At 61.8% G+C, this 24,105-nt stretch carries 23 protein-coding genes and 1 pseudogene; 11 read left to right on the top strand and 13 right to left on the bottom strand.

The window, feature by feature from the left end; translation table 11 throughout:
* Positions 1-158 precede the first annotated feature (158 nt).
* Positions 159-1,379, bottom strand: coding sequence for a serine/threonine transporter SstT (sstT, locus tag INT12_RS08415; RefSeq protein ID WP_104903542.1), 1,221 nt, complete (start codon positions 1,377-1,379; stop codon positions 159-161).
* A gap of 230 nt (positions 1,380-1,609) precedes the next feature.
* Here sstT and INT12_RS08410 point away from each other — a divergent pair, with 230 nt between their 5' ends.
* Complete coding sequence (locus tag INT12_RS08410) at positions 1,610-2,764, top strand: MFS transporter (protein WP_193040593.1); 1,155 nt, start codon at positions 1,610-1,612, stop codon at positions 2,762-2,764.
* 4 nt (positions 2,765-2,768) lie between these two features.
* Here INT12_RS08410 and nhaR read toward each other — a convergent pair whose 3' ends face one another.
* Positions 2,769-3,671, bottom strand: coding sequence for a transcriptional activator NhaR (gene nhaR / locus INT12_RS08405; protein WP_017847030.1), 903 nt, complete (start codon positions 3,669-3,671; stop codon positions 2,769-2,771).
* A 134-nt stretch (positions 3,672-3,805) separates the two neighbouring features.
* Here nhaR and INT12_RS08400 point away from each other — a divergent pair, with 134 nt between their 5' ends.
* The 4 genes from INT12_RS08400 to mnmH all read left to right on the top strand — a co-directional run bounded on the left by INT12_RS08400 (position 3,806) and on the right by mnmH (position 7,069).
* A complete protein-coding gene (locus INT12_RS08400) occupies positions 3,806-4,057 on the top strand; it encodes a hypothetical protein (protein ID WP_017847031.1) in 252 nt (83 codons plus the stop codon).
* Between the two features lie 28 nt (positions 4,058-4,085).
* Positions 4,086-4,835: a TerC family protein gene (locus tag INT12_RS08395; RefSeq protein WP_017847032.1), complete on the top strand. Its 750-nt coding sequence runs from the start codon at positions 4,086-4,088 to the stop codon at positions 4,833-4,835.
* Between the two features lie 96 nt (positions 4,836-4,931).
* Complete coding sequence (selD, locus tag INT12_RS08390) at positions 4,932-5,966, top strand: selenide, water dikinase SelD (protein WP_177033124.1); 1,035 nt, start codon at positions 4,932-4,934, stop codon at positions 5,964-5,966.
* On the top strand, positions 5,966-7,069 hold the full coding sequence (gene mnmH / locus INT12_RS08385) for a tRNA 2-selenouridine(34) synthase MnmH (RefSeq protein WP_193040594.1): 1,104 nt from the start codon (positions 5,966-5,968) through the stop codon (positions 7,067-7,069). The genes selD and mnmH overlap by 1 nt, the downstream gene beginning before the upstream one ends.
* Before the next feature lie 38 nt (positions 7,070-7,107).
* On the opposite strand, the gene INT12_RS08380 is transcribed toward mnmH, so the two are convergent.
* Positions 7,108-8,163 carry a permease gene (locus INT12_RS08380; RefSeq protein WP_026140034.1) on the bottom strand — a complete coding sequence of 352 codons (1,056 nt, stop codon included), beginning with the start codon at positions 8,161-8,163 and terminating at the stop codon, positions 7,108-7,110.
* Positions 8,164-8,221: 58 nt separating this feature from the next.
* Positions 8,222-8,923, bottom strand: coding sequence for a hypothetical protein (locus tag INT12_RS08375; protein WP_026140035.1), 702 nt, complete (start codon positions 8,921-8,923; stop codon positions 8,222-8,224).
* 248 nt (positions 8,924-9,171) lie between these two features.
* Here INT12_RS08375 and INT12_RS08370 point away from each other — a divergent pair, with 248 nt between their 5' ends.
* From INT12_RS08370 to hemB, 3 genes are all read left to right on the top strand, one after another.
* Positions 9,172-9,870: a glutathione S-transferase N-terminal domain-containing protein gene (locus INT12_RS08370; RefSeq protein ID WP_017847037.1), complete on the top strand. Its 699-nt coding sequence runs from the start codon at positions 9,172-9,174 to the stop codon at positions 9,868-9,870.
* Positions 9,871-9,874: 4 nt separating this feature from the next.
* Positions 9,875-10,717 (top strand): PhzF family phenazine biosynthesis protein, encoded by an 843-nt coding sequence (locus INT12_RS08365; protein ID WP_193040595.1) that lies wholly within the window; start codon positions 9,875-9,877, stop codon positions 10,715-10,717.
* Between the two features lie 116 nt (positions 10,718-10,833).
* Entirely contained in the window at positions 10,834-11,808 is a 975-nt protein-coding gene (hemB, locus tag INT12_RS08360; RefSeq protein WP_017847039.1) for a porphobilinogen synthase, read from the top strand.
* 55 nt (positions 11,809-11,863) lie between these two features.
* Here hemB and INT12_RS08355 read toward each other — a convergent pair whose 3' ends face one another.
* Positions 11,864-12,478 carry a LysE family translocator gene (locus INT12_RS08355; RefSeq protein WP_017847040.1) on the bottom strand — a complete coding sequence of 205 codons (615 nt, stop codon included), beginning with the start codon at positions 12,476-12,478 and terminating at the stop codon, positions 11,864-11,866.
* Positions 12,479-12,622: 144 nt separating this feature from the next.
* On the opposite strand from INT12_RS08355, the gene INT12_RS08350 reads away from it, so the two are divergent.
* Both INT12_RS08350 and INT12_RS08345 read left to right on the top strand, forming a co-directional pair.
* Positions 12,623-13,708 carry a DUF1615 domain-containing protein gene (locus INT12_RS08350; protein ID WP_017847041.1) on the top strand — a complete coding sequence of 362 codons (1,086 nt, stop codon included), beginning with the start codon at positions 12,623-12,625 and terminating at the stop codon, positions 13,706-13,708.
* A 126-nt stretch (positions 13,709-13,834) separates the two neighbouring features.
* Positions 13,835-14,251, top strand: a complete 417-nt coding sequence (locus tag INT12_RS08345; RefSeq protein WP_017847042.1) for a PaaI family thioesterase — start codon at positions 13,835-13,837, stop codon at positions 14,249-14,251.
* Positions 14,252-14,310: 59 nt separating this feature from the next.
* Here the strand turns inward: INT12_RS08345 and INT12_RS08340 are convergent, their stop codons facing one another.
* The 3 genes from INT12_RS08340 to INT12_RS08330 are packed head-to-tail and all read right to left on the bottom strand — an operon-like array spanning position 14,311 to position 16,898.
* Positions 14,311-15,492, bottom strand: coding sequence for an acetyl-CoA C-acetyltransferase (locus tag INT12_RS08340; RefSeq protein WP_017847043.1), 1,182 nt, complete (start codon positions 15,490-15,492; stop codon positions 14,311-14,313).
* Between the two features lie 11 nt (positions 15,493-15,503).
* Positions 15,504-16,163, bottom strand: a complete 660-nt coding sequence (locus INT12_RS08335; protein WP_010566045.1) for a CoA transferase subunit B — start codon at positions 16,161-16,163, stop codon at positions 15,504-15,506.
* Positions 16,164-16,199: 36 nt separating this feature from the next.
* Positions 16,200-16,898, bottom strand: coding sequence for a CoA transferase subunit A (locus tag INT12_RS08330; RefSeq protein ID WP_017847044.1), 699 nt, complete (start codon positions 16,896-16,898; stop codon positions 16,200-16,202).
* Between the two features lie 133 nt (positions 16,899-17,031).
* Here INT12_RS08330 and INT12_RS08325 point away from each other — a divergent pair, with 133 nt between their 5' ends.
* Positions 17,032-17,934 (top strand): LysR family transcriptional regulator, encoded by a 903-nt coding sequence (locus tag INT12_RS08325; RefSeq protein ID WP_102617820.1) that lies wholly within the window; start codon positions 17,032-17,034, stop codon positions 17,932-17,934.
* A gap of 57 nt (positions 17,935-17,991) precedes the next feature.
* Here the strand turns inward: INT12_RS08325 and INT12_RS08320 are convergent, their stop codons facing one another.
* The 5 genes and pseudogenes from INT12_RS08320 to INT12_RS08300 all read right to left on the bottom strand — a co-directional run bounded on the left by INT12_RS08320 (position 17,992) and on the right by INT12_RS08300 (position 24,004).
* Entirely contained in the window at positions 17,992-18,321 is a 330-nt protein-coding gene (locus INT12_RS08320; RefSeq protein WP_017847046.1) for a hypothetical protein, read from the bottom strand.
* Between the two features lie 518 nt (positions 18,322-18,839).
* Entirely contained in the window at positions 18,840-19,685 is an 846-nt protein-coding gene (locus INT12_RS08315) for an NAD-dependent protein deacetylase (RefSeq protein ID WP_169883949.1), read from the bottom strand.
* Between the two features lie 8 nt (positions 19,686-19,693).
* Complete coding sequence (locus tag INT12_RS08310) at positions 19,694-20,134, bottom strand: CBS domain-containing protein (RefSeq protein WP_017847048.1); 441 nt, start codon at positions 20,132-20,134, stop codon at positions 19,694-19,696.
* A 131-nt stretch (positions 20,135-20,265) separates the two neighbouring features.
* A complete protein-coding gene (locus tag INT12_RS08305) occupies positions 20,266-22,215 on the bottom strand; it encodes a DNA topoisomerase III (RefSeq protein ID WP_193040869.1) in 1,950 nt (649 codons plus the stop codon).
* 166 nt (positions 22,216-22,381) lie between these two features.
* Positions 22,382-24,004: pseudogene (locus INT12_RS08300) on the bottom strand (MFS transporter).
* Positions 24,005-24,105: the final 101 nt, after the last annotated feature.

Below are 24,105 nucleotides of genomic sequence, written 5' to 3'. Positions count from 1 at the left end.
GCACCGCTGATGAAGTTGCTACGAATACCGGCGATGTAACCTGGCTGAGCACCTGACTTCGTTTCGAGAGGGTGAGGCCCGGCCGTTACAGTGATGCATTTCAAAAAAGCCCGAGGTCGTTCTGCAGGGAACGGCCACGGGCGTTTTTTGTCATTTGTTTAAGTAGGCTGCTCTTCCTTGCCCAGGCACGCCGCCGCAGTAAACAGCACATCGGTGGACGAGTTGAGCGCGGTTTCCGCTGAGTCCTGCAACACACCGATGATGAAACCTACGGCCACCACCTGCATGGCGATATCGCTGGAGATGCCGAACAGGCTGCACGCCAGCGGGATCAGCAGCAGCGAACCGCCGGCCACGCCCGACGCACCGCACGCGCAAATGGCGGCGACCACGCTGAGCAGCACGGCGGTGGGCAGGTCTACGACGATGCCCAGGGTGTGTACGGCGGCCAGGGTCAACACGGTGATGGTGATCGCCGCCCCCGCCATGTTGATGGTGGCGCCCAGCGGGATCGACACCGAGTAGGTGTCTTCATGCAGGCCCAGGCGTTTGCTCAACGCCAGGTTCACCGGAATGTTCGCTGCCGAACTGCGGGTGAAGAATGCCGTGATGCCGCTTTCGCGCAGGCACAGCAATACCAGCGGGTAGGGGTTGCGGCGCAGTTTCCAGAATACGATGGCCGGGTTGACCACCAGCGCCACGAACAGCATGCAGCCGATCAGCACCACCAACAGGTGGGCGTAACCGAGCAGGGCGCCGAAGCCGGAGGTGGCCAGGGTCGAGGCCACCAGGCCGAAAATCCCCAGGGGCGCGAAGCGGATCACCACGCGCACGATCAAGGTCACGCCGTTGGACAGGTCATCGAGCACCGTGCGAGTGGTTTCGCCGGCATGGCGAATCGCGATGCCCATGCCGATGGCCCAGGCCAGAATGCCGATAAAGTTGGCGTTCATCAGCGCGCTCACCGGGTTGTCCACCACGCTCAGCAACAGGCTCTGCAACACCTCGCCGATGCCGCCGGGGGCGCTCACGGTGGCGTCGTGGGTGGCGAGCACCAGCGGCGAGGGAAACAGCGTGCTGGCGATCACTGCAACCACGGCGGCCGCGAAGGTGCCTAGCAGGTAGAGGAACAGGATCGGCTTGATGTGGGTTTCCTGGCCGTGTTTGTGGTTGGCGATCGACGCCATCACCAGCACGAACACGAGGATCGGCGCCACGGCCTTCAGCGCGGTGACAAACACTTTGCCAATGAAACCGGTGGCCCTGGCGGCGTCGGGCGACACGAAGGCGAGCAGAATGCCGGCGATCAGGCCGATGACGATTTGCGTGACCAGGCTGGCGCGCGTGAGTCGTTGGAAAAGGGAAGGGGCAGCAGTCATAAACGGTTGTCTCTGGTTTTTTTAGTAGGACGCAGCATTGCAGGTGGAGCGCGCTGTAGGAAGCGGGCGCGGAGTCTATCATGCTGTAGGAAATGTCCCTGTTGATGCGGCATTCCGTCACCCATTTGCGGCCAATTCGCACAGATCCTGTTAATATCGCCGTCTCTCATCTTTCTTCTTCGTCAGCGGGCCTCCGGGCTTTCGTTGATGTCGTCGTTTCTGGAGTTTTCATGCTGTTTCCCATCCTGCTGCTGTCGGCCGCCGGTTTTACCGTGCTGACCACAGAATTCATTATCGTCGGCCTGTTGCCGTCGATTGCCCGGGACCTGAATGTCAGCGTGTCCCAGGCCGGCCTGCTGGTGACCCTGTTTGCGTTCACCGTGGCGGCGTTCGGCCCGTTTCTCACGGCCTACTGCGCGCGGTTCCAGCGCAAGCGCCTGTTCATCACGATTTTGATCATGTTCGCCGTGGCCAATGGCGTGGCGGCGCTGGCGCCGAATATCTGGGTGATGTCCCTGGCGCGCTTGATTCCGGCGTTGGGTTTGCCGGTGTTCTGGGCGCTGGCCAGTGAAACGGCGGTGGACATCGTCGGCCCGTCATACGCCGGTCGCGCCATCGAGAAGATCGGCTTCGGGATCGTCTGCGCCACCGTCTTCGGCATTCCGGTGGGCACGTTGATTTCCGATATGTTCGGCTGGCGCAGCGCGTTTGCGGTCCTCGCGGTGATTGCCTTGGCCAAGGCGCTGCTGCTGTTTGTCTACCTGCCGGTGACACAGGCGAAGAACGCGCAGGTGACGTTGCGCTCGCAATTCAAGCTGCTGCGCAGTCCATTGATGCAGGGGCATATCCTGCTGTCGATCCTGGTCTTCAGCGGCATGTTCACCGCCTACACCTACCTTGCCGACATCCTTGAGCGCCTGGCCGGCTTCGACGGCACGCTGGTCGGCTGGTGCCTGATGGGCTTTGGCGCGGTCGGGTTGATCGGCAACTCCCTGGGCGGCCGTGCGGTGGATCGCCACCCCTTGATTGCGTCGATGGTGTTCTGCGGGTTCATGATCGGCGGCATGGTCGCGTTGGTGCCGGCGATTCACTCCACCATCGGCCTGGCGGCGGCGATGGCCGTGTGGGGCGTGACCCAGGCGGCGATGTTCCTGGTCAGCCATGTGCGGCTGATGAAGGCCGCGCCGCATGCGCCGGCGTTTGCCGCGTCGCTGAATATTGCCGGTGGAAACCTCGGTATCGGTCTCGGCGCCTTGGTCGGTGGGCATGTGATCGACACCCTCGGCCTGGCCAGCCTGGGCCTGGCCGCGTCCGGGTTCATCCTGGTGTCGATGCTGCTGGCGCTGTGGCTGATGAGCGCCAAACCGCTGCCGACTGGCGCTTGAACCCTCAGGGCAGGGCGGTGAACAGTTCTCGCCTGGCGCCTTCGGTAATCGCCACGATGCCGGGGTGCTTGACCTTGCGTTCCACCGAAATCGCATAGAACGATTCGGTCACCGCCTCGGTCTGGCCAATCAGCGCGACGCCGTACTGGCGCACCACCTCATCGGCGATCACGCTGGGGGCGATAAAGATCCCGCTGCCGGATTGGCCGAATGCCTGCATCAAGGCACTGTCGTCGAACTCGCCGATGATCTTCGGTTGGATCTGTTGCTCGGCAAACCAGCGCAGCAAGCGGCTGCGCACCACGGTCTCTGCCCCCGGAATCAATAGCGGCGCGCCCTGTAAACACTGTGGGAAAACGCCGCGGTGTCGGTCAGCCAATGCTTGGGTAGCGAAAAAACTGATGCCGCATTCGCCCAACTTCTGGCTGTAGCCTTTGATGTCCAGATGCGTGGGCATGGGGCTGTCGGAAATCACCAGGTCGAGGCGCTGGATCGCCAGGTCGGCGAGCAGGCGTTCGAGTTTGTCTTCGCGGCAGGTGATGCGGATCGGCTCGCTGAGCTCCATGGTCGGCGCGATCAGCCGGTAGACGATGGATTTGGGCACCACATCCGCCACCCCGACGCGAAACAGAATCTGCTGCTCGTTCGGCTGGGCGCGCAACATCGCCTCCAACTCGTTGCCGGTCTGGAACATCTGCTCGGCATAGGGCAACGCCTGGCGCCCGGCTTCGGTCAGCTCCAACTGACGGCCGACCCGCTGAAACAGGGCGATACCGAAGGTTTGCTCGAGCAGACTGATCTGCCCGCTGATGGTCTGGGGTGTGAGGTTCAGTTGCTCACAGGCGCGCACGATGCTGCCGGTCTTGGCCACCACCCAGAAGTAATGCAATTGTCGGTAATTGAGCATGCCGGCCTACACTTCGTTAAAACCGAAGTATACGCGAGAAAAATACGAATTTTCCTGAAGTGTTCCCCTGCATAGAATGCATCGCTATCGAGGGGTCACTGTTTGGACCCAATGGTTCTAATGAGGAAAACATCATGAAACTCAATTCCCTGGGCGCGGCATCGTTGCTTGCGCTTTCATTAGTAGTGGTCAGCGGTTGTGATCAGGTCGAAAAAAGCGCACAGCAGGTGATGGGCAAGGCCAGCGAATCGGCCAAGCAAGTGATCGATGACACTCACAAGGCCGCCGAGCAGGCATTGAGTGAAGCGACCCAAGGCCTGATCAGTCCGCAGAAAAAAGACGATCAGCCGCAAAACGAGTCTGAATCGACGCGTAAAGAAGCCTAATTTCCCAGCACAACGTCAGGATTGATCTATGGACTACCTTGTACAACTGGCCGCCAGCCCTACCGCCTGGGTCGCACTGGCGACCTTGATCGTGATGGAAATCGTGCTGGGCATCGATAACCTGATCTTTATCTCGATCCTCACCAACAAATTACCCGAGCAGCACCGGGCCAAGGCGCGGCGCATCGGCATCAGCATGGCGTTGGTGTTGCGCCTGGGCCTGTTGAGCACCATTGCGTTCATCGTGCAGTTGACCACGCCGGTGTTTGAGATCCTCGGCCAGGCGTTTTCGTGGAAGGACATGATCCTCATCGCCGGCGGCCTGTTCCTAGTCTGGAAGGCAACCACCGAGATCCATCAAAGCATGGACCCGGAGCCTGAAGAGAAGGCCAGCAGCGGCAATGCCGTGTCCATAGGCTTTGCTGCGGCCATCGGCCAGATCCTGATGCTCGACCTGGTGTTCTCCATCGACAGCATCATCACCGCCGTGGGCATGACCGAGCATTTGCCGATCATGATCGTTGCCGTGGTGACCTCGGTCATCGTGATGCTGGTGGCGGCTGAACCGCTGGCCAAGTTCATCCACGACAACCCAACCGTGGTGATGCTGGCCCTGGGCTTCCTGATCATGATCGGCATGACCCTGATCGCCGAAGGCTTCGGCGCCCATGTGCCAAAAGGCTACGTGTATGCGGCCATGGCGTTCTCGGCGGCAATCGAGTGCTTGAACATCGCCCGGCGCAACCGCCACAAGCGGTTGCTGGCCGCCCGCCAGTAATCGCAGCACCCCAAAAAGGCCGGCTGTGCTCGTAAGAGCCCCGCCGGCTTTTTGCCGTCTGTTAGAATCCGCGCACTTGATAGCTTGAGGTCCACCATGAACGAGCCGATTCGCCTTACCCAGTACAGCCATGGCGCGGGGTGTGGCTGCAAGATTTCGCCCCAGGTATTGGAAGTGATCCTCGCCGGCAGCGGCGCACAGAACCTTGACCCCAACCTGTGGGTGGGCAACGCCTCGCGGGACGATGCGGCGGTGTACGCCATCGACGACGAGCGCGGCGTGGTCTCCACCACTGATTTTTTCATGCCGATTGTCGATGACCCGTTCGACTTCGGCCGGATCGCCGCCACCAACGCGATCAGCGACATCTACGCCATGGGCGGCGACCCGTTGATGGCCATCGCCATTCTGGGCTGGCCGGTGAATGTCCTGGCGCCTGAGGTTGCCCGCGAAGTGATCCGTGGCGGCCGCTCCGTGTGCGACGAGGCCGGCATTCCCCTGGCCGGTGGCCACTCCATCGATGCGCCGGAGCCCATCTTCGGCCTGGCCGTGACCGGCATCGTGCAAAAGCGCCATATGAAGCGCAACGACACCGCCACCGTCGGCTGCCGTTTGTACCTGACCAAGCCCCTGGGCATCGGCATCCTGACCACTGCCGAAAAGAAGGGCAAATTGCGCGAGGCGGATATCGGCCTGGCTCGTGACTGGATGTGTACCCTCAACAAGCCTGGCAGCCGCTTCGGCAAACTGGCCGGCGTCACGGCAATGACCGACGTCACCGGCTTCGGGCTTTTGGGCCACTTGGTGGAAATGGCTGACGGCAGCGGCGTGACGGCACGCATCGAATACGACAAAGTCCCACGCCTGCCCGGGATCGAGGACTACCTGGACCAGGGCTGCATGCCGGGCGGCACCTTGCGCAACTTCGACAGCTACGCGAGCAAGCTCGGGCGCCTGCAGGAGCTGCACAAGCGCGTGCTGTGTGACCCGCAGACCAGCGGCGGCCTGCTGATCGCCGTTACGCCCGCGGGCGACGCCGAGTTTCATGCGGTCGCCGGCGAACTGGGCCTGACCCTTGAGGCCATCGGTGAATTGGTTGAGCGACAGACCCACGCGGTAGAGGTGTTTTGATGGCGACTGACATCACCGACTACCGCGACATCTTCCTCAACGACCGGCCGATGATGGATACCCGCGCGCCGGTCGAGTTCGCCAAGGGCGCGTTCCCGGGCGTGGTCAACCTGCCACTGATGACCGATGACGAGCGTCAGCGGGTCGGCACTTGTTACAAACAGCAGGGCCAGCAAGCGGCTATCGTGCTCGGACACGAACTGGTGTCCGGGGCGATCAAGGCCGGGCGTATCGAGCAATGGGCGCGGTTCGCCCAGGCCAATCCCGACGGCTACCTGTACTGCTTTCGTGGCGGGCTGCGCTCGCAGATCGTGCAGCAATGGCTAAAAACCGAAGCCGGTATCGAGTACCCCCGCGTCGGCGGCGGCTACAAAGCCATGCGTGGATTTTTGCTGGAGACCGTCGAACAGGCGGTCGCCGAGTGTGATTTCGTGTTGCTGGGCGGCATGACCGGTACTGGCAAGACCGAAGTTCTCGGCCAGCTGCGCAACTCCCTGGACCTGGAGGGCCACGCCAACCATCGCGGTTCCAGCTTCGGCAAGCGGGCCACGGTGCAACCGTCCAACATCGACTTCGAGAACCGCCTGGCGGTGGACCTGCTGAAAAAACGCGCGGGCGGCGTCGAGCAGTTTGTGGTCGAGGATGAGAGCCGCATGATCGGCAGTTGTGCGCTGCCGTTGCCGTTGCACAAGGGCATGCAGACCTTTGCGATGGTGTGGCTGGAAGACACTGTCGAAGGCCGGGTTGAACGTATCCTGCGCGATTACGTGGTCGACCTTTGCGCCGAATTCATCGCGGTATTTGGCGAAACCGGCTACGTCCTGTTTGGCGAGCGCCTGACCCAGAGCCTGGCCAATATCCACAAGCGCCTGGGCGGCGAGCGTTTCCAGCGGTTGCAGGCGATTCTGCAGGACGCCCTGGCGGAACAGACCCGCAGCGGCGCTGTGGACCTGCACCGGGTGTGGATCGAAGGGTTGCTGCGCGAGTACTACGACCCGATGTACGCCTTCCAGCGTGAAAGCAAAGGCGCGCGCATCGAGTTTGTCGGGGAGCAGGCAGCGGTGGTGGAGTATTTGCGCGAGCGTGGTGCGTTGCGAGGTTGATGCTTGCCTGCAATAAGGCCCTCAACCCCGCCTGCCACTTACAGAATCGCCGCTCCAATCAAGCCGCAGACCACGCCTACCAGCATGGTCAAGCCGGCCACGGTGACCAGCACCCGCGCGTCGAAATCCTTGCGCAACATCAGCAGCGACGGCAGGCTCACGCTCGGCAGGGTCATCAACAGGGCCACTGCCGGGCCGCTGCCCATGCCCAGCGTCATCATGGTTTGTACGATAGGAATCTCCGCGGCGGTCGGAATCACGAACAGCGTGCCGACAATCGCCAGCGGCACCAGCCACAGCAGGCTGTCGGCCATCGCCCCATCCACATGAGGAAACAGCCAGACCCGCGCCGCGCCCAATACCAGCACTGCCAGGATATACACCGGGATCGTGCTCCAGAACAGTTGCCACAGGGTGCGCAACCAGCGGCTGAAAAACGGTTGCGACTCGATCACACTGGCCTCGGCCACCGCGCCCAGCGCTGCTTCCGGCACTTGTTCCGGGCGCGCGATGCGCTGGGCCACCAGGGACACGCCCACCACCAGCACAATCCCCGCCACCAGCCTTAACGCCGTGAAGCCCCAGCCCAGCACAAACCCCATGAATACCAGGGTGGCCGGGTTCAGCACCGGGTTGGCGATCCAGAACGCCAGCGCCGCGCCCACTGACACTTGCTGCCGGCGCATGCCTGCCGCCACCGGTGCCGCGCAGCAACTGCACATCATTCCGGGCAGCGCGAACAGCCCGCCGCGCAGGGTCGAACCCAGCCCGGCACGCCCGAACAGGCGCAACAGCCAGTCGCGGGGGATCAACACTTGCAGCAACGAGCCCAAGATCACCGCCAAAACGGCGGCTTTCCAGATCGCCAGGAAATACACCTGGGCGTAGGCCAGCGCCGCGGCCAGTGGCGAGGTTTGCTGGTCATTGAGAATCGACGCGCCGATGCTGTGGTTGTCGGCGGCGACAAATGCCTTGAAGTAGTAGGGCGACCACTTCACGTAGTAGAGGCCGATGCAGGCGACCAGCAGGAACAGCGCTGGTTTCCACCAGAACGACCAGCCCCGGTTGGGCTGGGTGGAGACGAGGTTGGACATGGTGTTGATCCGCAGATGAGTCAATAGCCGCGCATCATACGCCGCTATCGCCCATCCTTCAGATATCTGCGCTGATCTGCGTCGCCGGTGGGCAGGTTTGTTCGCCGTTGTTCAGGCCCTGCTTGTAGTTGCGGCTCAGCAGCGAGGCCTTGCCGTTATGCCAGGTGAGCGTCAGCACATACAACGTGTCGTAGTCATTGCCGGACCAGTCTTGGGTGATGGTGTGCTTTTCGCCCACCGCTTCGCTGGCCACCTTGTTGATCAATTCCGGCAAATAGCCGTGGGACCAGGCGGTGTAGATGATGGCGTTGTGGTACTTGTTTTCCACCAGTTCGTCGGCGAGGGCGCTGGTGTCATTCGCCGAAAACGTGATGTTCACCGGCAAGCCGAGCTTGATCGCGCTGGGGCTGATGGTCATCAGTGGGCGAATGTAGCTGTAGGAATTATCTTTTTCGCCTTCCTCGACATTGCGCGTCGGGTTGGCGGCGAAGACGAAGTTGGCCTTGCCGAACTTTTCCGGCAGTACGGTGGCCAGGTTCATCGCACGGTTCAGGCCCTGGCAATTGAGTTGGCCCAGGCCGCCGACGGGTTTTTCGCCGTGGCGCAGGAACACCAGGGTTTGCACGCCGTCCACCGATTCGGCGCGGCTGATGCGCGATTGCAGGGTCAGGTCGAGGGCGCCGCCAACCAGCAACAGCGGTAATATGATGTATGAATATCGTTTGAGGCGTTGCGCAAGGCACAGAGGCTTTATTGTCATTGGGTTTGAGTCTTCAGTGCATCGGATTAAGGCGGACAAGCCCGGCCCCAGTGACACACGCGGCGTCCTGCGGGTTCCGTGTCTTATTAACAGGGTGCCTCCATTCACCGTTCAGCGCACTTAAGAGTCCACTTGGCCACTTTGGTTCGCTCGTGGGGGAGAGTAGCGAGGGCATGTTGCGCAATGATGACCCATGCAGGATGCCGGGCAGATGATTATCATGGGTGTTTTCGCCGAGGGATATCCCGATGAATTCACTCGCCGCTTTCCCGATCAACCGTAAATGGCCCGCCCAGCATCCGGAGCGTCTGCAACTGTATTCGCTGCCCACGCCCAACGGGGTAAAAGTCTCGATCATGCTCGAAGAGCTGGGCCTGCCCTACGAGGCGCACAAAGTCAGCTTCGAGACCCAGGACCAGCTGTCGCCCGAGTTCCTGTCGCTGAACCCCAACAACAAGATTCCCGCGATCATCGACCCCAACGGCCCCGGCGGTCAGCCGTTGGCGCTGTTCGAGTCCGGTGCGATCCTGCTGTACCTGGCGGAAAAAACCAGCCAGTTGCTTTCCGAAGACCCGGCGACACGTTATGAAACCATTCAGTGGCTGATGTTCCAGATGTCCGGCATCGGCCCGATGTTTGGCCAGGTGGGGTTCTTCAACAAGTTCGCCGGCAAGGCCTACGAAGACAAGCGCCCGCGTGACCGCTACGTCGCCGAGTCGCGGCGCTTGCTGGAAGTCTTGGAAAAACGCCTGCTGGGCCGCACCTGGATCATGGGCGACGACTACAGCATCGCGGACATCGCGACGTTTCCGTGGATCCGTAACCTGATCGGTTTCTACGAATCCGGTGACCTGGTCGGCATCGCCGATTTCCCCAATGTGCTGCGCGCGCTGGACGGCTTTGTCGCACGTCCGGCAGTGATCCGTGGCCTGAACATTCCGAGCTGAGCCCATGCCGACTTTCGATTTCAAACAACTGGATGTCTTCAGCAGTGTGTCGCTCAAAGGCAACCCGCTGGCAGTAGTGCTGGGGGCCGACAGCCTCAGCGAGCAACAGATGGCCGACTTCGCCAAATGGACCAACCTCAGCGAAACCACGTTTTTACTCACGCCCCGCGATCCACGGGCTGACTACCGGGTAAGAATCTTCACCACCTTGCAGGAACTGCCGTTCGCCGGGCACCCGACGCTGGGCAGTTGTCATGCATGGTTGCAGGCGGGGGGCATTGCGCGAGGGGAGGAAATTATCCAGGAGTGCGAAATCGGCCTGGTGCGTATCCGTCGCCAAGGCGATGAGCTGGCGTTCATCGCGCCGCCGTTGTTGCGCTCGGGCCCGCTGGAGGCGGCGTTGCTGGAGCGCGTGCGGCTGGGGTTGGGCCTGGCGCCGGAGGCTATTGTGCGCAGTCAGTGGGTGGACAACGGCGCGGGTTGGCTGGCGGTGATGCTGGCCGACCGCCAGGCGGTGCTCGATCTGCAGCCCGATTACTCGCAGTTGCTCGGTCTGGCGGTGGGCGTGATTGCCCCCTGCGATCCCGAACGCGACGCTGTAGATACGCACTTTGAAGTGCGCGCGTTCATCGCCGGCGACGGGTCCCCGGAAGACCCGGCCACCGGCAGCTTGAATGCCGGAGTGGCCCAATGGCTGTTGGACGAAGGCCTGGCACCGAACTGTTACCTGGTCAGCCAGGGCACGGCCATGGGGCGCGCGGGGCGTATCCGCATCGAGCGCCAGGGCGATGAGATCTGGGTCGGCGGTGCCGTGGCGGTGTGCATCGAAGGGCGTCTACAGCTCTAGATCAATGCAATTGTTGTGGGCCTTGCCATAAACTATTGCCTGCCTGGCATTTGCGCTGCCGGGGTCGGGGGGCATACGCTTTCGCCCCAACGTTTTTAGCCTTATTCAGGACAGCCATGACCAGCCAGTTCCCTCAAGCCCGCCCACGCCGTCTGCGCCGCTCCCCGGAGTTGCGTAGCTTGTTCCAGGAAACCGAGTTCACGCTCAACGATCTGGTGCTGCCGATTTTCGTCGAAGAAGAAATCGACGACTTCGTACCGATCACCAGCATGCCGGGTGTGTTGCGCATCCCTGAGAAAAAGCTGGCCGGGGAAATCGAGCGCTATGCCCGCGCCGGGATCAAATCGGTGATGACCTTTGGCGTGTCCCACCACCTGGACGCCAGTGGCAGCGACACCTGGAAGGAGCGCGGCCTGGTCTCGCGCATGTCCTCGATCATCAAGGACGCCGTGCCGGAAATGATCGTGATGTCCGACACCTGTTTCTGCGAATACACCGATCATGGCCATTGCGGTGTGATGCATGGCGCCCATGTCGACAACGACGCGACCTTGGTCAACCTCGGCAAGCAAGCCGTGGCGGCGGCTCGTGCCGGTGCCGATGTGATCGCGCCGTCGGCGGCGATGGACGGCCAGGTTCAGGCGATTCGCCGGGCGTTGGATGACGCCGGTTTTACCCATATTCCGATCATGGCCTACTCCACCAAATTCGCTTCGGCCCTCTACGGCCCGTTCCGTGAAGCGGGTGGCAGCGCGCTCAAGGGCGACCGCAAAAGCTACCAGATGAACCCGATGAACCGCCGCGAAGCCGTGCGTGAATCGCTGCTGGACGAGCAGGAAGGCGCGGATGCGCTGATGGTCAAACCGGCCGGTGCCTACCTCGACATCATCCGCGACATCCGCGAAGCCTCGCGCCTGCCGGTGGCGGCGTATCAGGTCAGCGGCGAGTACGCGATGATCAAATTCGGTGCCCAGGCAGGCGCGATCGATGAGGACCGCGTGGTGCGGGAAACCCTGGGTTCGATCAAGCGCGCCGGCGCGGACCTGATCTTCACTTACTTCGCCATGGACCTGGCGCTGGCAGGGATCTAAAGCGCCCAACCTGTGGGGCGGGTAAGCCCGTCCCCACAGTGGGTTGCAGTGTTTTTCAGCGCTGGGCGAGCGCCAGGTTCAAGCCCAACCCCGCAAAGGCCGCCGCAAAACTGCGCCGCAGCCAGTTCTGTACCCGTGGTGACTCGATCACTGCGCGGCGAAACACATTGGCCAGCAGGCCATACACCACAAACACCGCAAACGTCATGGCCATGAACACGCCGCTCAGCACCAGCATTTGCAAGGCCGGCGCCGTGCTGGCCGGTGTGACGAACTGAGGCAGGAAGGCCAGGAAGAAAATCGTCAGCTTGGGGTTGAGAATATTCAGCAAAAAACCGCGCAGCATCAGGCCACGGGCCGTGGTTGCCGTTGGCGTGTCATTCACCGCGAAGGCCGAACGATCGCGCCAAGTGGCGTAGGCCAGGTACAGCAAGTAGGCGGCTCCGGCGAATTTCAGCGCTTCGAATGCCAATGCGCTGGTGTGCAGCAGGGCGGAAAGGCCGAGTATGGATGCCAATAAGTGCGGGATGATCCCAGCGGTACAGCCCAGCGCGGCGAACACGCTGGCGCGCTTGCCGGCCATGAGGCCCGTGGACACGGTAAAGATCACGCCGGTGCCGGGAATCAGTACAACGATCAGGCAGGTGATGAAAAAGTTCATGCTGAGCATGGCATTCAAACGCCTTGTACGAATGGTCGATGAAAGATCCTGTCATATTCGCATCGCGTAGGCGAGGGGGCACAGGGCGAACCCGCGTTAGACTTATCGGTCGATATCTGCACTGTCCGACCCATCGCCCTTCAAGGAAGCTCCATGCACCTACGCCGCCTGATCCTGTGTCTCACGCCCTTGCTGGTGCTGGCCGGTTGCTCGACCGCACGCGGCCCGCAACAGCCGGAGCGCAGTGAAGCCGAGGTCAAGGCGCAGATCGTGCGTTTGCTGCCCGCCAAGGTCGCCGATCGCAACGGTTGGGCCCAGGATATCTACACCGCTTTCGACACCCAGCACATCTACCCGAGTACCGAAAACATCTGCGCCGTGCTGGCGGTGACTGAGCAAGAGTCCACTTTCCAGGTCGACCCACCCGTGCCGAACATGGGCAAGATCGCCCAGGATGAAATCCTGCGCCGTGCCGGCAAGGTGCATGTGCCGGCGGTGTTGGTCCGCACGGCACTGCAACTGCGTTCGCCCACTGGTAAGTCCTACGCCGATCGCTTGAATGCCGCCCGCACGGAGAAAGACTTGAGCGGGATCTTCGATGACTTCATCAGCATGGTGCCCTTGGGTAATACGCTGTTTGGCGGCTTCAACCCGGTACACACCGCCGGCCCGATGCAAGTCAGCATCGACTTTGCGCAGAAGCAGGCGCGGGGTTATCCCTACACGGTAGACGGCACGATCCGTCGGGAAGTGTTCACGCGACGTGGCGGCATGTACTTTGGCATCGCCCATTTGCTTGGTTACCCAGTGAGTTATGACCGGCCGCTGTACCGGTTTGCCGACTTCAACGCCGGTTGGTACGCCAGCCGCAACGCCGCGTTCCAGGCCGCCGTCAGCCGCGTCTCAGGCACCGAGTTGGCGCTGGACGGGGATTTGATCCGCTACGGCTCGCTGCTGCCCGGCAGCACCGAATTGGCAGTGCGTTCCCTCGGCGCCCGGCTGGGCATGCGCAACCCCAGCATCCGCAGTCAGCTGGAGCAGGGCGAGCAATTGGATTTTGAGCAGACCACGCTCTACACCCGCGTGTTTGCCCTGGCCGACACGGCGGCCGGCAAACCGCTGCCGCGCGCGATCCTGCCGGGCATCGTGCTCAAGAGCCCGAAGATCACTCGCAACCTGACCACTGCCTGGTTCGCCCAGCGGGTGGATGAGCGTTATCAGCGCTGTATGAAGCGCTGAGGCCGGTCCTGAGCGGGATTGGCGAATCAGCTCCAGGCATTGCAGAGGATATGTGCGGCTGATGGTAATGGTCGCCGTGTGGGGCCTGGGGTACACCTCATGCCTGACTCCAAGGAAGACTCCGCGATGATCGCTCACGCCGTGCCCGAAGGTTTTGTCTCACTGCCGCGCAGCAGCCCGCTGCTCGACTTGTTGGGCCCGGCGTATTGCCGGGGTGAAGGTCTGCAACTGGAAATCGGCCTGCGCGCCGACAACCGTCATGCCAATGGCCGCGGCACGGTGCATGGCGGGGTGTTGGCGACCCTGGCGGATATCGGCATGGGCTACGCGATGGCGTTTTCCAGTGAGCCGCCATTGCCGTTGATTACCGCGAGCATGACTGTCGATTACCTGGGCGCGGTGCAAGTGGGGGAGTGGATCGTGGTACGACTGGAGCATCACAAGCGTGGCCGGCAAATGGCGTTTGCCACGGTGAGTCTGCAGGTGGGGGAGAAAGTCGTGGCGCGGGCGAACGCGGTGTTTGCGGTGCCGCGTGCGGACTGACAGGCGAAAAAAAGCCCGGTTTTTCGTGGAACCGGGCCTTTTCGTGTGTTGCTCTTGAATCAGCTGCGCTCGAGGGCCAGGGCTACGCCTTGGCCGCCACCGATGCACAGTGTCGCCAGGCCTTTTTTGGCGTCGCGCTTGATCATTTCGTGCAGCAGGGTCACCAGTATGCGGCAGCCTGATGCGCCGATCGGGTGGCCAATGGCAATCGCGCCGCCGTTGACGTTGACTTTGTCGGCGTCCCATTCCAGCTCTTTGGCCACCGCCAGGGATTGCGCGGCAAAGGCTTCGTTGGCTTCGACCAGGTCCAGGTCGCCGACGCTCCAGCCGGCTTTGTCCAGGCAGCGGCGGGTGGCCGCGACCGGGCCGATGCCCATGATGGCCGGGTCGACGCCGGCATTGGCGTAGCTGGCGATACGCGCCAGAACGGGCAGGCCAAGGGCCTTGGCCTTGTCGGCGCTCATCAGCAGCACCGCGGCGGCGCCGTCGTTGAGGCTGGATGCGTTGCCCGCGGTGACGCTGCCGTCTTTCTTGAACGCGGGTTTGAGTTTGGCCAACGACTCGGCGGTGGTGCCGGCGCGCGGTTGTTCATCCACGGCGAAGGCCACCGGGTCGCCCTTGCGCTGCGGGATCAGAATCGGCGTGATCTCATCGGCAAAGCGGCCGGCTTCGATGGCGGCGGCGGCTTTTTGCTGGGACGCGGCGGCGAAGGCGTCCTGGGCTTCACGGCTGATGCCGTACTTGTCCACCAGGTTCTCGGCGGTGATGCCCATGTGGTAGTCGTTGAATGCATCCCACAGGCCGTCGGTGATCATGCTGTCGATCATCTTGGCGTGGCCCATGCGCAAACCGGTGCGCGCACCAGGTAATACGTAGGGGGACAGGCTCATGTTCTCCATGCCGCCGGCGATGATCACGTCGGCATCGCCACAACGGATGGCCTGGGCGCCCAGGTGCAGGGCCTTGAGGCCCGAACCGCAGACCTTGTTCAAGGTCATCGCGGGTACGGCATGGGGCAAGCCGGCGAGGATCGACGCCTGGCGCGCCGGGTTCTGGCCTGAGCCTGCGGTGAGTACGTGGCCGAGGATCACTTCATCCACCTGGGCCGGGTCGAGGCCGGTCTGCTCCAACAGGCGACGGATTACGGCAGCGCCCAACTCCGGTGCCGGGATGCTCGCGAGCGATCCTTGAAAACTGCCTACGGCGGTACGTGTGGCAGCAACAATCACAACGTCTTGCATGGAATGTGTCCTCACTGGAATTGCATTTCTGGAACGTGGTCGGGGACGATTAGTTTACCGGCTGTCTTGCTGACAATCTCTTCAATACTGACCCCTGGGGCACGCTCCTTTAGGATAAAGGCGCCGTTGTCGATTTCCAGGTATGCAAGGTCCGTCAGCACACGCTTGATGCAGTGGGCACCGGTCAGCGGCAGGGTGCATTGGCTGAGCAATTTGGACTCACCGTCCTTGGAGGCGTGGGTCATGATCACGATGATGTTTTCCGCGCCGGCCACCAGGTCCATGGCGCCGCCCATGCCCTTGACCAGCTTGCCCGGGATCATCCACGAGGCGATGTTGCCCTGTACGTCCACTTCAAACGCGCCGAGCACGGTGAGGTCGACATGGCCGCCGCGAATCATTGCGAAGGACTCGGCGGAGGAGAAGATCGAGGCGCCGATGCGCGCGGTCACGGTTTGTTTGCCGGCGTTGATCATGTCGGCATCGATGGTGTCTTCGGTGGGAAACGGGCCCATGCCGAGCAGGCCGTTTTCCGATTGCAACATCACTTCCATGCCTTCCGGGATGTAGTTGGCCACCAGGGTCGGAATGCCGATGCCCAGGTTGACGTAGAAACCGTCCTGCATTTCGCGGGCGACGCGTTGAGCCATTTGTTCGCGGGTGAGAGCCATTGTGCTGTTCCTCTTGTTCTCTTCGGGCTGGAGGGATTATTTGCGGACGGTGCGCTGTTCGATGCGCTTCTCGAAGGTGCCGCAGATGATCCGGTCGACGTAGATGCCAGGGGTGTGGATCTGCGACGGTTCCAGCTCGCCCGGTTCGACGATTTCCTCGACTTCGACCACGGTGATCTTGCCGGCGGTGGCGGCCAGCGGGTTGAAGTTCTGGGCGGTGTGGCGGTAGATGACGTTGCCGAAGTGGTCGGCTTTCCAGCCTTTGACGATGGCGAAGTCGCCGGTGATGGATTCTTCCATCAGGTACGGGCGACCGTTGAATTCACGGGTTTCCTTGCCTTCGGCCACCGGGGTACCGACGCCGGTGGCGGTGAAGAAGGCCGGAATGCCAGCACCGCCGGCGCGCATTTTTTCCGCCAGGGTGCCTTGGGGGGTGAGCACCACTTCGATTTCGCCGCTGAGCAGTTGCTTCTCGAACAGGGCGTTTTCGCCCACATAAGACGCGATCACTTTGCGGATCTGCTTTTGTTCCAGCAGCACGCCCAGACCAAAGCCGTCGACGCCGCAGTTATTGGAAACCACGGTCAGGTCGCGGGTGCCTTTGCGCTTGATCTCGGCGATGAGGTTTTCCGGAATGCCGCACAGGCCAAAGCCGCCAGCGAGTACGGTCATGCCATCTTCCAGGCCTGCGAGGGCTTCTTCATAGGACGCCACGCGTTTATCGAAACCTGCCATATGCACCTCTTTTATTGTTAGTGGGCCAGCCAATGCCTCGAGTGTTGCGCCGACGGATTGATTTGTTAAGTTGTTTTTTAAGGTTGATTGATTTAAAAAACTGCATAGTCGAACCGTCGTCCGGAGTAATGTCATGACCGTCAAACAGATTCGTGCCTTTTTGGCCGTGGCGCAGAGCCTGAGTTTTGCCGCCGCCTGCGAGCGCCTGCACCTCTCTCAGTCGGCGCTGAGCCTGACCATCAAAGGCCTGGAAGAAGGGCTGGGCGGGCGCTTGTTCAGCCGCAATACACGGAATGTCGCGCTGACCCCTGAAGGGGAATCCTTATTGCCGCTGGCGCGTCGGCTGATTGCCGATTGGGACAACGCCGAGGATGAACTGCGCCAGCGCTTCACCCTGCAGCGCGGGCGCGTAACGGTGGCGGCGATGCCGTCGTTTGCGGGTAACCTGCTGCCGCCGATCCTGAAGATATTCCGCGCGCGTTACCCCCATGTGAACGTGACGGTGCATGACCTGATCAACGAACAGGTGCTGGAAATGGTCCGCGATCGCCAGGTCGAGTTGGGCGTGGCGTTCGAACCGTCCGAGGGGTCGTCGCTGGCGTTTACGCCGTTATACCTGGACCGCTTCATTGCCGTGGTGCCCATGGATTCACCCTTGGCACTGCGCGCTGAAATCGACTGGAAAAGCCTGTTGGAGCAACCGTTCATTGCCCTGCAACGACCCTCGACGGTACGGGTGATGCTGGAGGAGCATCTGGGTGCCTTGCAGATGAAATTGCCGGTGGCGCTGGAGAGTCATCAATTGGCGACGGTGGGCAAGATGGTTGCCAGTGGGCTGGGGGTCAGCGCCGTACCGGCATTATGTGCGCAGCAGATGCAGGAGGCGGGCGCCCATTGCATCACCTTGACCGATCCGGTGATCGAGCGGCCGATTGGTGTGTTGACCAAACCGGGGCATGAACTGTCGGCGGCGGCACAGGTGTTGTTTGATATTTTCCGCGATGAAGCGGGGAAAGGGCGTTACCCCAACTTTTGAAGTTGCATAAAAAATGTGGGAACTGGCAAGCCAGTTCCCACATTAGTTGAGAAGTACTTAGTAGTAGCGGTCGATTACTTTAACTTGCGAGTTGTCTTTGAAAGACTCCCACGCGTGGTTAAGTGTGTCGAACACTTGCTCGATGAAATTGCGATCGGCCGCCGCTTTCTTGCCGACATAACCCTGGCCACGGCGGTACATCTTCAGGCGCGCCGCCAGTTCACGGTTGTTTTTGTCGAACTCGGCTTCTTCGGTGTGGGGCGCCAGGCAGTCAATTTGGACTTTGCCCGATTTGCCAATCCACAGGATATGGTCGTCGAGTGTGTCTTTCTGCGCTGCGAACATCTCAGCCAATTCTTCGATAGTTGGTTGGTTGTTCAGATTCATGTGTAAGCCCCTTGACCAGTTGGCGATCTATCAATTGATTCGTTAAAACTGCTTAGTTGTCTCCGGTTCCGAAAACCGGGCGTCAGTGACGGTCTGCCGAATACGGGCAGGGTCTTGAACCTGATGCATGTAGTCTTGCTGATGAACTGCTACGCAATGGTTTCATAACGAAGACAAGCAGCGTTTGAGCTCCTTGTACCGAACCCTTCGGGTCGGTCAGCTTCATCAATCTGCCTTGTGGGCAGTGCACATCCGGAAGAAACAGCTCGGCGGTCAGACGAGCTTGTTCAAAACGCTTGTTACCAACGCTCCCGATCCGGGAGACGTCTAGATCATGCAAGGACAAAAAGGTTACGTCAACGGTTATGTAGTGATTATTTTTGATCACTACATAAATCGCCGTGGGGACGGGGGCATGCGAGGCGGTGTGACTCAGGCGTCATTTTTTGTGCGGTGGGTCGCTGCAGTTCATTGGCCTGCCCGGGTCTCCCGCTGATTTTTGAGGGGCGGTGCCCTGGCTATCCCAGGCGCTCTGCCAATAGCGGCAATAACCGCTCGCAGGATGCCGCGATCTTCAACTGCAACAACTCATCCCCACGGGTCTTGCCCAGATTGATGGCAATCACCGGTTTGCCTTGCTCGACCATCGCCTTGCACAGGCGAAACGCCGAATAGGCCATCAGCGACGACCCCACCACTAACAGCCCCTCGGCGTGTTCCACCGCCGCCATCGCCCTGGCGGCGGTGGCTTGGGCAACGTTTTCGCCGAAGAACACGACGTCCGGTTTGAGCCGTTCACCGTCGCAATGGGGGCAGCGGGGCACGCGAAAACGTTGTTCAAACGCTACGTCGAGCAGCGTATCGCCGTCGGGTGCCTGCACGGCGTCGACGCCTGCCAGGTATGGGTTCTCGGCCTCCATCAACCGTTGGATCACATCGCGTGCGCTGGGCCGATGGCAATCCAGGCATAGCACGCGATGCAAGCTGCCATGCAGCTCGATCACATCCTCACTACCGGCCTGGTCATGCAGCGTGTCGACGTTTTGTGTGATCAGCCCGCTGATACGCTGGCGATGTTGCAAGGCGGCCAGCGCCAGGTGGGCCTGGTTCGGCTGCGCAATCCGTACCCGTGGCCAGCCCAGCATCGCCCGTGCCCAATAACGGCGCCGCGCTTGCGGGGTGGCCAGGAACTCCTGGTACATCATCGGCGCCTTGCCTCGGCGCACGCCTTCGCTGTCCCGATAATCCGGGATACCTGATGACGTGCTGATCCCCGCCCCGGTCAGCACCAGAAAACGCCGTGCGGCCATGGCCCGGTGCAGGGTGTCGAGGTGGTCTTCTTGATGTTCGAGCATGTCGAGCATGGGCTCTCCTATTCGCCGCGAATGTATTGCTCCAGTTGCTTGATCAGGTTGGCTTGTTCGGCAATGGCTTCCTTGACCAGGTCACCGATGGAGAGCAGGCCCAGCAGTTTTCCGTCGACGACCACCGGCAGGTGGCGCAGGTGACTGTCGGTCATGATGTTCATGCAGGCTTCGACTGTCTTGTGGGCATCGACCGTGATGACTGGAGAGCTCATGACCTCGTGGACTTTGGTGGTGACGGAAGAAAGGCCTTTGAGTATCAGCTTCCGTGCGTAATCGCGCTCGCTGATGATGCCAACCACCTCACCCTGCTTGACGACCGGCAGGGCCCCGACATTTTTCGATGACATCACCACCAACGCTTCGAATACGGTGTGGTCCCATTCAATGGTGTGGACTTCCTGGTTTTGCTTGTCTTTGGCTTTGAGTACTTCTGAGACGGTTTTCATGGTGGCCACTCCGGTGTTGTTGTTAGGAAGTCAGCAATCCCCTACAGAATCCTAGACGGCCGGCGCCGGAGCAAGGACCAAAGCGGCGTTAAAGCTGTCGAAAAACGTCATCCGCCGGATTTATTCATGGTTTACCCGGTACTTGTCGGCTTTTTCGCCCGCTTTGGGCTGGCCGCCGTCTTGCGGGGCGCGGCCGTGCGTTTCTTCTTCCACGGGGTGGCGCCGCGGCCTGCCGGGCTGGCGGGGCCGGTGATGGTCATACGCATACCGTTGCAGCGGGCCACTTGCTTGCTCATCCAGGCCGCTTGCTTGGCGACGAATTCTTCCAGGCTCATTTCGCCGCTTTGCACCATGTCCAGCGCCTGTTCCCAGATCGCCGTGGTGCCCGGGTCGGCGATGGCGCGCGGCACCGCATCGATCAGGCTGAACGCCGCCGGGGTGGCCGAGAGGGCCTTGCCGTTCTTCACCAGGTAGCCTCGGTCCAGCAGGCCCTGGATGATCCCGGCGCGGGTGGCTTCGGTGCCGATGCCGGTGGTGTCCTTGAGCTTTTGCTTGAGCAACGGGTCTTCCACCAGCTTGGCGACGTTTTTCATCGCCTTGATCAGGTCGCCCTCGGTGAAGGGTTTGGGCGGCTGGGTCCACAGGTCCTTGAGGTTGACCTTGGCAACGGCGTAATCCTGGCCCTGCACCAACGCCGGCAGGGCTTGCGGTGCCGGCGCCTCACGGCCTTTGGCGGGTGCAAGGGCTTCGGGCAGCGCGCGTTTCCAGCCCGGCTCGATGACGACTTTGCCCACCGCGCGCAGCGCTTGGCCGGCGCAGTCGAAATCCGCCTGGGTGCGGTCGTATTCATGGTTGGGCAGAAACTGCGCCAGGTAGCGCGCGCGAATCAGTGTATAGACCGCCCGATGCTTGCCGGTGAGCTGCCCGGCATCCTTGCCGGCGCCGGTGGGAATGATGCCGTGGTGGGCGCTGACCTTGGCGTCGTTCCACGCCCGCGAGCGGCGCCGGGGATCGAGATGCGGCATCAGTTCGTTGACGGCCGCGTCGGCACGGCCCAGGGCGGCAAGGATCTTCGCCGCGTCGCCATGCTGACTCAATGGCAGGTAGCCGCAATCGCTGCGCGGGTAGGTGATGGCCTTGTGGGTTTCGTACAGCGATTGGGCGATGTCCAGGGTTTCCTGGGCGCCGAGACCGAGCTTCTTCGAGCAGATTTCCTGCAACGTCCCCAGGTCGAAGGGCAGGGGCGCGACCTCGCGCATGCGTTCGGTGCGCAACTTCACCAGCCGCGCACTGGCGGCGTGGGTCATGGCGTCGGCGGCGTCCCGGGCGAGTTGCGGGTTGAGGCAGCGGCCTTGGTCGTCACAGGCATCGTCGACGGCGCGCCATTGGGTGGTGAAGGTCATGTGCGCGTGGCGCAGGTCGACGTCGATGGCCCAGTAGGCCACCGGTACGAAATCGGCGATGCTGCGGTCACGGTCGACCACCAGGCGCAGGGTCGGGGTCTGCACCCGGCCCACCGGCAGTACGCCTTGGTAACCGGATTGGCGGCCGAGCAAGGTAAACAGGCGGCTCATGTTCATGCCGATCAGCCAGTCGGCGCGGGAACGGCCGAGGGCCGAGTGGTACAGGCTGAAGGTCTCGGCGCCGGGTTTGAGCGCGGCCAGGGCCTTGCGGATGGAGGCGTCGTCCAGCGCCGACAGCCACAGGCGTTGGATCGGCCCGCGATAGCGGCAATGTTCCACCAGCTCGCGGGCGATCATTTCGCCCTCGCGGTCGGCGTCGGTGGCGATCACCAGTTCCAAGGCTTCCCCCAGCAGGCGCTTGACCGCCTTGAACTGGGCGGCGGTCTTGGGCTTGACCCGCATCTTCCATTTGTCCGGGATGATCGGCAGGTCGGCGAGCACCCAGCGCTTGTACTTGGCGTCGTAGGCGTCGGGTGGGGCGGTTTCCAGCAGGTGGCCGATGCACCAGGTGACGGTCACCCCGTTGCCCAGCCAGCAACCGTCGCCACGGCGCGTGGCGCCGAGCACCGCCGCAATATCCTTGGCCTGGGAGGGTTTTTCACAGAGGAACAGCCGCATGGTCATCACATCAGATCGGGTTGATGCCTTGCAGGATGCGTAGTCCGAGGGATTTGGGCAACCATTATCTGTATGGATGTACAGCAATTTGTGTGGCGCCGCAGAGCAGATGTGGGAGGGGGCTTGCTCCCTCCCACAGGGGACCTGCGGTGTTCAGGTGGTCGGGTCAGTTGTTGTCGATATCCACATGCCGCGTTTCCTTGAGGCAGAACATCCCGACAACCAGGCTCACCCCGGTCACGACCACCGGATACCACAAGCCATAGAAGATATCGCCGGTGTACACCACCAGGGCAAACGACACGGTCGGCAGGAAGCCGCCAAACCAGCCGTTGCCGATGTGATAGGGCAGGGACATCGAGGTGTAGCGGATGCGTGTCGGGAACAGTTCCACCATCAACGCCGCCAGCGGGCCGTAGCACATGGCCGCGATCAGGATCAGCACCACGATCAGCACCACCACCATCACCTTGTTGACCTGCGCCACATCCGCCGATGTCGGGTAGCCGGCGAGGGTCACGGCGGCGCGCAGGGCCGACTCGTCAAAGCCATCGATGCGCACGTCGCCCACGCTCACCTGCACCGGGCTGCCCGCAGGGGCGGCGGCGCTGCTGTAGGGCAGGCCTTGCTTGACCAGGAAGGTCTTGACCTTGTCGCAGGGGCTGTCAAAACGCGCCTTGCCCACCGGGTCGAACTGGAAGGTGCAGGTGGCCGGGTCGGCCAGCACGGTGATCGGCGCCTGGCGACTGGCCTGGTCCATCGCCGGGTTGGTGTAGTGCGCCAGGCCCTTGAAGATCGGGAAGTACAGCGCGGTCGCCAGCAGCAGGCCGAGCATCAGCACCGGTTTGCGCCCGATCTTGTCCGACAGCCAGCCGAAGAAGATAAAGAACGGTGCGCCAATCACCACGCTGATGATCAGCAGCATATTGGCCAGGGCCGGGTCCATCTTCAGGAACTGCGTAAGGAAGAACAGCACATAGAACTGCGCCGCGTAAAAGGTCACCGCTTGCCCGCCGTTGATGCTGAACAGCGCAATCAGCACCACCTTGAGGTTTTCCCACTTGCCGAAGGACTCGCGGATCGGCGCCTTGCTGGCCTTGCCTTCCTCCTTCATTTTCAGGAACGCCGGCGATTCATGCAGGCTCATGCGGATCCAGGTGGAAATGCCCAGCAGCACGATGGAAAACAGGAACGGAATGCGCCAGCCCCACACTTCGAACTGATCGCCAGTGAAGTAGCGGCAGGCCAGCACCACCAGCAGTGACAACAGTAACCCCAGGGTGGCGGTGGATTGAATCCAGCTGGTGTGCAGGCCGCGCTTGCCGGCGGGGGCATGTTCGGCGACATAGGTCGCCGCGCCGCCATACTCGCCGCCCAACGCCAGGCCTTGCAGCATGCGCAGGGCGATCAGGATGATCGGCGCGGCAATGCCGATGCTGGCCTACGTGGGCAACAGGCCGACGCAGAACGTCGCCACACCCATCAGGATAATGGTCACGAGGAAGGTATACTTGCGCCCGATCATGTCGCCCAGGCGGCCAAACACCAGCGCGCCGAACGGGCGCACCACAAAGCCGGCCGCGAAGGCCATCAAGGCAAAGATAAACGCCGTGGTGTCGTTGACCCCGGCAAAGAACTGTTTGCTGATCACCGCCGCGAGGGCGCCATAGAGGAAGAAGTCATACCACTCGAATACCGTCCCCAGGGACGAGGCGAAGATGACTTTTCTCGATTCGCTGACGGTGCTCGTGCTGACCGCCGAGCCCAGGGTTTGAGCATGTTCTGACATCGGGTATCCCTCACAGTGATTATTTATTGTTGTTCCACTGTCGGTGCCAACCTCAGCACCGGTCTGTTTTCCGTTCCTCTGTAGGCGCGCGCTTGCTCGCG

The sequence above is a fragment of the Pseudomonas sp. K8 genome, from assembly GCF_014889455.1.
Lineage (GTDB): Bacteria > Pseudomonadota > Gammaproteobacteria > Pseudomonadales > Pseudomonadaceae > Aquipseudomonas > Aquipseudomonas veronii.
This window is presented reverse-complemented; position numbering and strand designations above follow the sequence as displayed.